Source organism: Chryseobacterium sp. T20, from assembly GCF_047345655.1.
In the GTDB taxonomy this organism is placed as follows: domain Bacteria; phylum Bacteroidota; class Bacteroidia; order Flavobacteriales; family Weeksellaceae; genus Chryseobacterium.
In genome coordinates, this window is record NZ_JBLFDU010000003.1 from 559,920 (window position 1) to 569,627 (window position 9,708).

Consider the following 9,708-nt stretch of genomic DNA (forward strand, 5'->3'; position numbering starts at 1 on the left):
TCTTTAGATTTTCGGCTTCCTCTTTGTATAATTATTATAATAATTTCCTTCTTTTATGTGTATTCAACCTCCAATTCTTCTACAGAATCAAGCTGTTCATTCCATTCATCCTCAATAAGATCTGGCATAAATACTTCCATATACTTTTTATTAAGTCTTACAGGAAATGCATAGTCGTTGATAAAGTAATGCGGTGTGAAAAACAGGTTATTCTGTAAATTTTCATAAGAAACAGAAACCAGTTTATTCAGTAGAAAGGTTCTGTTATCAAGAGTTGTACTATATTTTTTCAACCATTTCTCTGCCTGTCTGTGACTATACCAGTCATGAAGAGCTTCAATAAATTTATCTTCGCCTTTCGTTTGATAAATGTTCAGGAGCTGGATCAACATCTCTTCTACTTCAGCCGTTACGACTCCTGTCATATTAAATCTGATTTTGATGTTGACCTGATTTTTATATTGATTGTAAATTCTTTGTAAAAAATCATGCGCTTCTCTACAGTATCCGCACAAAGGACTTGTAATAAAAGTAATTGTAACAGGCGCATTTGGATTTCCCAGCAGGATTGGTTCTGCCTTTAAATGGAGGGGTTCTGTGCTCGTCAGTATATTTTTAAAGTAAGGATAATGTCTTATATATCGGGAATCAAATTCTGTATCTTTCTTTAGTTTACCATAGCCTATAAGTGCTTTTTTAGCAAAGAAATAGGTTCCGGCAAAAACAACAACTACTGCAGCTAAAAGAGAAATCGTTGTAAAATCAATGTTTACTTTACTCAAAATCCCTGTCATATTAAACATCAGATAAATGAGCTGTGCATAAATTACCCCTATAATACTCAAGCATATCGGACACCATTTTTTCTCTACTTTCATCTGAAAATAAATAGAATATAAAGTAAATGGAATGCATGCCAGCAGAGAAACTCCAATGAGAAAATAATAGTTATTGAGGAAATCCTGATTGAGCACTACCAATGATAAAAGCTGAGTTCCAAAAAGAAAAATACTGAGATCACTTAATTTGAAACCTGCAATCTTTCCTTTTTCTGAATTGATAATCTGACTGCAACTTGACTTTTCACTGCCATCACAAATCTGAGCAGAAAAACCGGATTCAAAGCCTAATTCTGTTTTTATAGCTTCGAAAGAAAAAAACAATCCTATCATTGTAATGAATCCAAAGCCACTTAGAAACCATCCGCCAATAAAAAACAATATCAAAATGACAGCGCAAATGATCAACGCCGGTAACAATTTGGTATAAAAAGAATCAGATGATTTTGTAATTTCCCCATTATTTTCAGCTGCAAGTACTGCTCCTGTCCATACATTCTCCATTTCAGAGAGAGAAATGCTTTTCTGAACCCCTTCATGATCAGTATATAAAATATTTTGTTCTTTTTTTTCTATATATGATAAAATCAAATGTCCGTTTCCTACATCCAATATGGTGAGAAAAGTATCCGGTAAATGATCAAAATCCTGGAATTCAATTGTAAAGGCGCCATTGGGAATACCAAAAAAACTAAGAGCATCACTGAAAGCCAAGAGACTTGGAGTTTCTGGATGTGATTCTACCTGATAGATGTAATCATTCTTATCAATCTTTACATCAATTGATTCCAGATATAAAAACACAGCGTTAATTTCTTTTCTTAATTCCATGGTTATAGTTGATTTGTTTATACTATCTTTCAATAGTATTATCATTGTCCTGATAATATTTTTTTATTGATTCTGCCTGTTGGTGCATTTTATTCATGATTTCGGAACTTTTACTAACATCTGTCATGCTTTGCATCAAAATTGGCAGGGGATCATTTATGAAGTTTTCTTTACTTTTTATATAGGCTTCTTTTGACATTACAACATCCTCCATTACTGATTCTGTTTGCAATGTAGCCCTGACATTTTTTCTACTCCCTTTAAATTTCCATTGATACTCGTTAGCATCATCTCTAAGCTCTATGATCAATCCAGGAAGCCCCATAAAAACATAAGGCCCATCAAAAACCGGAATATCCTGAGTAAACCATGCTATCCAGCGCCTTCCTCCATAATTGGCTTCTGCTTTTTGTACTTGAAACGTCTCGATATTTCTTTTTTCAGGTAAAAGCTTCCAATGAAGATCAGGGTATTCTTTATAGGAAATAGCACCTATAAATAAATCATCTTTCAGAATAACAGATGAATTACCAAGATCTTTTATTACCTTAAAATTCATTGTTCCTAATGATAAAACTGGGGATTGTGATGTGAAAAGAGAATCTGATTCCCACTTCTCTTTTCGAATGAATACAGACCTTTTATCAAGACTGTCCAAATAGAATATATCGGTCTTTATCGTCTTATTTTTGGTAGAAGGTTTATAGGTAAGTTCATAATAAAAACGATGAACCTGCCCTTTACAGGTACAGGAAAATAAAACTACAAATAAAACGAAAAGATTAACTTTTTTCATTTTGGGTCTTCATGGTACTGATCCAAATATATCTCTTTTTATTGAAATACAATACCTCTGTAATTATTTACAGCAAAGAAAATTTTGAAAAACTTACTATTGTCTCCAAATGATACTATAAATCAAACAGATAAAGTTAAATTCATAAAATAGAGGTTTTTTGGTGAAAATTTACAAATATCCTTTATTGGTGAAAAAAAAATCCAAAAAGCAATTTATGAGATAAAAAAAAACACCAAGAAATGGTGTTCATATACTGATATTAAAAGCCGAAAACAGCTAAAATTATCTTAAAAAATGTTAATCCTATTTCTCAAACATCATTTTCGTAATAAAATCCTTCTCTCCTTTTCCTCTTGCCGGAGAATATTCTCTTCCATAGAAAATGATCTGGAGGTGAAGCTTGTTCCATACTTCTTCAGGGAATAAATTCTTCGCATCACGCTCTGTTTCCACCACATTTTTTCCAGACGTAAGTTTCCATTGGGTCATCAGACGGTGAATGTGTGTATCTACCGGAAAAGCAGGAAATCCAAATCCCTGGCTCATTACAACCGAAGCAGTCTTGTGTCCAACTCCTGGAAGTGCCTCTAATTCCTCATAAGTTTGTGGAACAATACCATTATGCCTTTCCAACAGAAGTTCAGCCATTCTCTTCAGGTTTTTAGCTTTTGTATTGGACAATCCGATTTCTTTGATCAGCTCTTTGATTTCAAATTCTTCCAGCTTGGCCATTCTTTGGGGAGTTCCTGCCACGGCAAAAAGATCAGGCGTAACCTGGTTAACTTTTTTGTCTGTAGTCTGCGCAGAAAGCGCTACAGCAACCATCAATGTATAGGGATCGGTATGATCTAACGGAATAGGTGTAGTGGGATATAATTTTTCCAGTTCTATCTGAACGAGCTCAGCTCTTTGTTTTTTTGTCATGTATGCCTTAAATTTGAACAAAATTAAATCATTATGCTGAAAGTTGGAGATAAATTACCTGAATTTGAAGGATTCAATCAAGACGGAGAAACAGTAACCTCATCAAAATTAATTGGAAAAAAACTGGTCGTTTTCTTCTATCCGCAAGCCAGTACACCAACCTGTACAGTAGAAGCCTGCAACCTGAGCGATAATTATTCTAAGCTTGAAAAAGCAGGATTTCAATTACTGGGAGTAAGTGGAGACACAGTAAAGAAGCAGAAAAATTTCCATAGCAAATTCGCATTCCCTTATGATCTTATTGCAGATGAAAACCGGGATATTATCGAAAAATTCGGGGTATGGCAGGAGAAAAAAACGTTTGGAAAAACGTATATGGGAATTGTAAGAACCACTTTTATTTTTGATGAAAATGGTATTTGTACAAGGGTAATTGAAAAAGTAACGTCAAAAACTGCTGCTGAGCAGATTCTGGAAGGATAATTTTTTTTTGAAACAAGATATCACAAAAGCTTTCACAAATAACACGATTTACAATCTATACGTTATTTGTGAAAGCTTTTTTATGTTTTTATTCTGTTTCGTAGTAATTTAATTCCTCAGTTTCGCCGGGAAGTATAACATGTTTTTTAAACCTCAGCCCTAATTTTTCAATCAGTTTTTGAGAAGAAATATTATCTTTTGAAATGATGGCAGATATTTTCGTTAATCCAAAATCATCCATCCCAATAGACTTCACCTTCTGAGCTGCTTCATAAGCATATCCTTTACCTTCGAACTCTTCCAGTAAAGAATATCCGATATCCACAATATCAAGCCCTTCCCTTTCGAAGATTCCTACTGCTCCTACTTTTTCATTTCCTTCTTTGGTTACTAAAAGATAGTTTCCAAATCCCAGTCTTTCTATCTGCGGAGCAAATCTGTTGAGGATATAATTTTCAGCATCTTCAATGGAATTTACATTGCGGTTGCCGATATGTTGAATGAATTTGGGTCTGTTATAAAGTTCAAAGACAAAATCTTTGTCTTCACTGGACATAGGGCGAAGGATTAATCGCTCAGTCTCATAGGTATTATTTGCGCTTGGGTGTTTTTTTGGGCTCATCTTTCTTTGGTTCTTCTTTTTTTTCGATTTTTAAAAGTCTCGGGTTATTAGCACATTTTTTATTGTAAAGCTCAATATAGGTTCCATTGTCTTTGACATTGCTTACAGCACCTGTAGATTTATTGACTGTAACTGTATAATGTGTTTTCTGGTATGGACATTCTTTTGAGGTGAGTTTTCCAAGGTCCAGATAGTAATTCGACTTGTCTTCATGATAATTACCAGCAAGGTCCTTAAACTCCTCATCTACCATATATCCGTCAGCGGCTAATACAACAGCTGCTTCCTGAGCATTATCAATTCTGTCTACAAACTTCTTCAGTCCTTCAACATCCGTAACGTAATTTACTTTACCTCCTTCCGAATAAGCGATATAATAAAAGCTGTCTTCACTAGGGAAAAGATTGAATCCTGAGAATTGAGGAGTATAGTTTACCTTACCCGAAATCTTTATTTCCTGACCTTTCCCATAGCTGTTGTATACCAACACCCATGAATCTACCCTATTACCGGGGTTGATCTGCTGCAAAATAGCAGGAATGCTTGAAAATTTTTTCTTCTCCTGGGCAAATCCTAATACTCCCAAAAGTAAAAATGTAAGAATTGTAAATCGGGTTGCAGTTTTAATCATAATTTAAAAATCAGCAGAAAATATACCAAATATTACATAAACTTCTCGCCCTTCTTAAAGTTTTTTAAGTCAAGAACATAATCTTTAATGAGCTGATCGTTATCCCTCGGGCAGATAAGAAGCGCTTTATCTGTATCTACAACAATGTAGTTTTCAAGGCCGTCAATGATCACGGCCTTGTTATTATTCTTTAAACGGATGATGTTTCCTTTTGAATTATAAGAAAGCAAATGTTTCAGTTTTACAGCATTTCCGTTTTTATCTTTTTCTGTATTTTCATATACGGACGTCCATGTACCAAGATCACTCCATCCTAAATCTGAAGGAATTACGTAAACATTCTTTGCCTTTTCTAAAATCCCGTTATCAATGGAGATTTTCTGAACCTTCGGATAAATGGTTTCAATACAGCTGTTTTCTTTTTCGGAGTTGTACTCACAAGCCATAAAATGCTGCATCATCTCAGGAAGATAGAGATCAAAAGCATGGTGAATACTTTTCACATTCCATACAAAAATTCCTGCATTCCAAAGGAAATCACCACTTTCCAAAAAGCTTTGGGCAATTTCAAGAATAGGTTTTTCTGTGAATGTTTTTACTTTAAAATATTCTGATCCCTTTTTTTCTACAAACTGAATATAGCCATAACCTGTGTCGGGCCTTGTTGGGGTTATCCCTAATGTTACCAGATAATCATGCTGTGAAGCCACTTCAAATGCCAGCTCCACTTTTTCCAGAAATACGTCCTCTTTAAGGATCAGATGATCTGCCGGCAATACAATCATTGTTGCATCCGGATTAATCTCAGCAATTTTGTTAGCCATATACAGATTACAAGCTGCTGTATTCTTCATCAACGGCTCACCCACAATATTTTCTTCAGGAATTTCCGGAAGCTGCTGATGGGAAACAGGAACATATTCTTTATTCGTAATCACGAATATCTGCTCTTTAGGAATTACCTTGCTGATTCGGTCATAGGTCTGCTGAATCATGGTGCGTCCGGTTCCTAAAATATCCTGAAACTGTTTTGGAAATTTCTGCGTGCTCATAGGCCAGAACCGGCTTCCGATCCCCCCCGCCATTATAACACAGTATCTATCTGATTTTAACATTCTTAGCTACATTTTTCTACCCTCGCTAAAGGCTTGAAAGAATACTTCCTTCCAGTAGCCAGGTTCTTACAAAGATAGTTTTTTTTAACTAGACCTTCTAATAAATACTTTTCGTTGCGATAGATAAAAAATTCTCCCTTTTTAAGTTCCTCGATAAATTGAAGAGTATCATCCTGTTTCTCAGTATGGAAATATCTTACCAGATCAGGGCTTGCCATGAAATTGGCTTTGGGTGATTTTGAAAATTTGATGATGATAGGTTTGAGTTCTTCATCATAAATTTCAAGACTTTCCAGGAGCATATTTCTGAAAGTTTCTTTCCATTCGTTACCATGAGGAGAAATTCTTCGTCCATATTTTTCGAAAGCAATCAAATGGGCAAGCTCATGAGTGAGTACAAAGAAAAAAAGCTGCGGGGTAAGGGTAGAATTTACCGTAATTTCATGAGAATTGTCCGGAAGTTTTCTGTAATCTCCCAGCTTTGAATTTCTGTTTCTTGTGACTTTTATATGTATATAGTAATCTGCAAACCAGATTCTTAAATATTTAAGTGTATTTTGAGGTAAGTATTTTTCTAATGATTTAATTGGCATTTTACAAACTTAATGGAATTCCTGCATAGAAATTCAATAGTTTAAGACTAAAAAGATAATTATATTTTGCCTGCGCTACTGATCCCTGTGCATTTGCATAATTATTTCTCGCCACGTTGACGTCATAGATGGTTGTTCTTCCTGCAGTATAACTTTTATCAGCAAAATCGAGAGCCAGTTTCGAACTTTTTTCTGCTTCTACTGCTGACAGATAAGTTTCATAATTGGCATCAGCATCAAACTGAGCTTTCTGCACGTTTTGTCTTACGGTCTGTTTCTGTTGTTCCAGGGAATTCTTAGCTAAGCTTTCATTTATTTTAGACTGTTCTACCTGAAGTTTTGTTTTCCCTTTATTGAAGATCGGAATATTCAGTGATAGCCCTACGTTTTGTCCGAACTGATCTTTATATTGTTCAAAAAAATTCCCCTGCACAGTGCCTGGCATAGGATCAAATTGTCTGTTATAGAAAGTGTTAAGACCAGCGCTCGCTGTTAATGTAGGCCAGTATGCTGTTTTGCTTACCTCAGTTTGTGCTTCGGCAGATCTTATACGGCTTTCCGCTGCTTTGATCTGAGGCTGTATCTCATATGCTGTTGTAAGCACTTCATCGGCGGTAGTAAGTTGTAAATCAAGCTTTTCAGGAATATTCACATCTTCCACATCAAAACCCTTATAATCTGAAAGTTGTAAAAGCTGAACGATGGCAAACAAAGCACGGCCAACGTTTACTTCCGCAGTTTTCAGGTTTTGTTTTTCTCTTGCCAGTGCAGCTTCAGCCTCTGCCAGAACTGTCTGGGCTGTTGTTCCAACCTGAGTTGTGATTTTAGCTCTGTCAAACTGTTTCTGTGCATTATCCACGGCACTCTGAGAGATTTTAACAATCTCTTTATTCAACAAAGTGGTCAGATATTGCTGAGCGATCTGAAGGGAAATATCATTTTTAATGGTTTCAATGTCATATTGGCTTGCTTCTACATCAAACTGAGCCTTTCTTACATTTTTCTCTAGTCTTCCATTATTATACACCAAAATATCGGCACCCAGACCAATACTGTTATTGAACCTATCGTTTCTAAAGCTTCCGGCTCCTAATGACCCTTGCCCAAAACTCACCCCATTTGTCATACTCCCTGATACAGAAGGTAAATATTCCTTTTGGGCTGCTTTAAGATTGTATTCCTGGTTTTGTTTGTTATACTGATTTTGGATAACCTGAAGATTATGCTCCACTGCATAGCTTACACATTCTTTTAAGGACCATTTCTTCTGAGCGCTTAAACCCAGATAACCTAATCCAAAAACGATGATCCAAACTTTTTTCATATTGTATATGTTTATTTGTTTTTAATGGTCATATGGAATCGTATTATCTTCATGAGTACTATACCATGTAAATCACAGCGATTTCATATTAAGATTTTTCAATATTAGACGAATTAAATATAAAAAAGTTACAGATTGAAAAATTATATTTTATTTTAAAAAAACTTTTGGGAATTTTGCACCATGACAAATGAACAATATCAGGAAGCTATCGACTGGCTTTTCGTACAGATGCCCAACTATCAGATAGATGGACAGAAGGCTTATAAACCTGGACTTGATAACATTACAAAGCTTTGTGCTTTCTTTGGAAATCCTCAGGATAAAATAAAATGTATTCACATTGGCGGAACCAATGGAAAAGGTTCTTCAAGCAATATGCTGGCATCGGTTCTTCAGGAGGCTGGCTATAAAACCGGATTATACAATTCTCCACACCTTATCGACTTCACAGAGCGAATAAAGGTCAATGGAAAAAACTGTAATAAAGAATTTGTCTTTGATTTTATTCAAAAATTAAAAACGATTCCGGAAGATATCCGTCCCTCTTTCTTTGAGTTTACAACCATCATGGCTTTTGAATATTTTTATCAGCAGCAGGTAGATTTTGCCATTATTGAAGTAGGATTGGGAGGAAGACTGGATTCCACAAATATTATCAATCCATTGATTTCGGCTATTACTAATGTTCAGCTGGACCATCAGAATATTCTTGGAGATACCATCGAAGAAATTGCTACTGAGAAAGCTGGAATTATTAAACAACATATCCCGATTATTTCCGGTGACGAGAATGAAGCCGTTAGAAATATCATTCAGGAGAAAGCAACGAAAGAAAATGCACCGTTTATAGATGCTACGCTTATTAATACCAACCTGGAATCTGATCTGAAAGGAAATTACCAGAAAAAGAATATCAGGGTTGTCTTAGCTGCAGTAGAAGAATTAAAAAAACTGGGAGTACCTATTTCTGATGAAGATCTTGAAAACGGGCTTCTCCATGTTCATCAGAATACAGGATTTATTGGCCGTTGGTTTGAGTTTTCACAAAATCCGCTTACGATTTGTGATACGGGACACAATCAGGCAGGTTTGGAGTATGTTTTTTCACAATTAAATTCAATTAACAGACACAAGCATGTTATTTTGGGGTTTGTGAATGACAAAAAAATAGATGATGTGATGAAATTACTTCCTGAAAATTCTGAGTTTTATTTTGCAAAACCATCCATCAACAGGGGAAGACATCCGGAAGATTACGAAAATCTGCTTCAGGAGGCGAAAATTTTTTATAAAATTTTTGATTCCGTACAGGAAGCGTATCTCTCTGCAAAAGAACGATGTACAAACGAAGAAATGATTTTTATCGGCGGAAGCAACTTTGTAGTGGGAGATTTTTTAGAAAAAAATTTGGAGATTAAAGAATAAGTCGTATATTTGCACCACTCTAAACAAGAGAACAAGTCTAGAGGGTTCTTAGCTCAGTTGGTTCAGAGCATCTGGTTTACACCCAGAGGGTCGGGGGTTCGAATCCCTCAGGACCCACA

10 protein-coding genes and 1 tRNA gene are annotated in these 9,708 nt (G+C 35.5%); 3 read left to right on the forward strand and 8 right to left on the reverse strand.

The annotated features are described in order from the left end of the window. Positions 1-53 precede the first annotated feature (53 nt). From ACMA47_RS11050 to ACMA47_RS11060, 3 genes are all read right to left on the reverse strand, one after another. The gene (locus tag ACMA47_RS11050; RefSeq protein ID WP_413929829.1) at positions 54-1,670 is read right to left on the reverse strand and encodes a vitamin K epoxide reductase family protein; all 1,617 of its coding nucleotides are present in this window, start codon (positions 1,668-1,670) and stop codon (positions 54-56) included. A 22-nt stretch (positions 1,671-1,692) separates the two neighbouring features. Then, entirely contained in the window at positions 1,693-2,466 is a 774-nt protein-coding gene (locus ACMA47_RS11055) for a GLPGLI family protein (protein WP_413929830.1), read from the reverse strand. 306 nt (positions 2,467-2,772) lie between these two features. Continuing rightward, the gene (locus ACMA47_RS11060; protein ID WP_034694138.1) at positions 2,773-3,393 is read right to left on the reverse strand and encodes an endonuclease III domain-containing protein; all 621 of its coding nucleotides are present in this window, start codon (positions 3,391-3,393) and stop codon (positions 2,773-2,775) included. Between the two features lie 33 nt (positions 3,394-3,426). Here ACMA47_RS11060 and bcp point away from each other — a divergent pair, with 33 nt between their 5' ends. Continuing rightward, positions 3,427-3,876 carry a thioredoxin-dependent thiol peroxidase gene (gene bcp / locus ACMA47_RS11065; RefSeq protein WP_413929831.1) on the forward strand — a complete coding sequence of 150 codons (450 nt, stop codon included), beginning with the start codon at positions 3,427-3,429 and terminating at the stop codon, positions 3,874-3,876. 88 nt (positions 3,877-3,964) lie between these two features. Here bcp and ACMA47_RS11070 read toward each other — a convergent pair whose 3' ends face one another. From ACMA47_RS11070 to ACMA47_RS11090, 5 genes are read right to left on the reverse strand one after another with little or no spacing between them, the layout of a single operon-like run. Continuing rightward, positions 3,965-4,498 (reverse strand): GNAT family N-acetyltransferase, encoded by a 534-nt coding sequence (locus tag ACMA47_RS11070; protein WP_413929832.1) that lies wholly within the window; start codon positions 4,496-4,498, stop codon positions 3,965-3,967. Beyond that, the gene (locus ACMA47_RS11075) at positions 4,467-5,129 is read right to left on the reverse strand and encodes a hypothetical protein (protein WP_413929833.1); all 663 of its coding nucleotides are present in this window, start codon (positions 5,127-5,129) and stop codon (positions 4,467-4,469) included. The genes ACMA47_RS11070 and ACMA47_RS11075 overlap by 32 nt, the downstream gene beginning before the upstream one ends. 32 nt (positions 5,130-5,161) lie before the next feature. Then, positions 5,162-6,214 carry a mannose-1-phosphate guanylyltransferase gene (locus ACMA47_RS11080; RefSeq protein WP_062672895.1) on the reverse strand — a complete coding sequence of 351 codons (1,053 nt, stop codon included), beginning with the start codon at positions 6,212-6,214 and terminating at the stop codon, positions 5,162-5,164. Positions 6,215-6,246: 32 nt separating this feature from the next. Beyond that, positions 6,247-6,837 carry a SprT-like domain-containing protein gene (locus ACMA47_RS11085; RefSeq protein WP_413929834.1) on the reverse strand — a complete coding sequence of 197 codons (591 nt, stop codon included), beginning with the start codon at positions 6,835-6,837 and terminating at the stop codon, positions 6,247-6,249. A 1-nt stretch (position 6,838) separates the two neighbouring features. Further along, positions 6,839-8,161 carry a TolC family protein gene (locus ACMA47_RS11090; protein ID WP_413929835.1) on the reverse strand — a complete coding sequence of 441 codons (1,323 nt, stop codon included), beginning with the start codon at positions 8,159-8,161 and terminating at the stop codon, positions 6,839-6,841. A 183-nt stretch (positions 8,162-8,344) separates the two neighbouring features. Here ACMA47_RS11090 and ACMA47_RS11095 point away from each other — a divergent pair, with 183 nt between their 5' ends. Both ACMA47_RS11095 and ACMA47_RS11100 read left to right on the forward strand, forming a co-directional pair. Next, positions 8,345-9,589, forward strand: coding sequence for a bifunctional folylpolyglutamate synthase/dihydrofolate synthase (locus ACMA47_RS11095; RefSeq protein WP_413929836.1), 1,245 nt, complete (start codon positions 8,345-8,347; stop codon positions 9,587-9,589). Positions 9,590-9,631: 42 nt separating this feature from the next. Continuing rightward, a tRNA-Val gene (locus ACMA47_RS11100) sits at positions 9,632-9,706 on the forward strand. The last annotated feature ends 2 nt before the right edge of the window (positions 9,707-9,708 follow it).

Excerpts from the sequence above, each read along its gene's own strand:
- ACMA47_RS11050 (WP_413929829.1), bottom strand. The coding sequence starts at position 1,670 with ATGGAATTAAGAAAAGAAATTAACGCTGTGTTTTTATATCTGGAATCA.
- ACMA47_RS11055 (WP_413929830.1), bottom strand. The coding sequence starts at position 2,466 with ATGAAAAAAGTTAATCTTTTCGTTTTATTTGTAGTTTTATTTTCCTGT.
- ACMA47_RS11060 (WP_034694138.1), bottom strand. The coding sequence starts at position 3,393 with ATGACAAAAAAACAAAGAGCTGAGCTCGTTCAGATAGAACTGGAAAAA.
- bcp (WP_413929831.1), top strand. The coding sequence starts at position 3,427 with ATGCTGAAAGTTGGAGATAAATTACCTGAATTTGAAGGATTCAATCAA.
- ACMA47_RS11070 (WP_413929832.1), bottom strand. The coding sequence starts at position 4,498 with ATGAGCCCAAAAAAACACCCAAGCGCAAATAATACCTATGAGACTGAG.
- ACMA47_RS11075 (WP_413929833.1), bottom strand. The coding sequence starts at position 5,129 with ATGATTAAAACTGCAACCCGATTTACAATTCTTACATTTTTACTTTTG.
- ACMA47_RS11080 (WP_062672895.1), bottom strand. The coding sequence starts at position 6,214 with ATGGCGGGGGGGATCGGAAGCCGGTTCTGGCCTATGAGCACGCAGAAA.
- ACMA47_RS11085 (WP_413929834.1), bottom strand. The coding sequence starts at position 6,837 with ATGCCAATTAAATCATTAGAAAAATACTTACCTCAAAATACACTTAAA.
- ACMA47_RS11090 (WP_413929835.1), bottom strand. The coding sequence starts at position 8,161 with ATGAAAAAAGTTTGGATCATCGTTTTTGGATTAGGTTATCTGGGTTTA.
- ACMA47_RS11095 (WP_413929836.1), top strand. The coding sequence starts at position 8,345 with ATGACAAATGAACAATATCAGGAAGCTATCGACTGGCTTTTCGTACAG.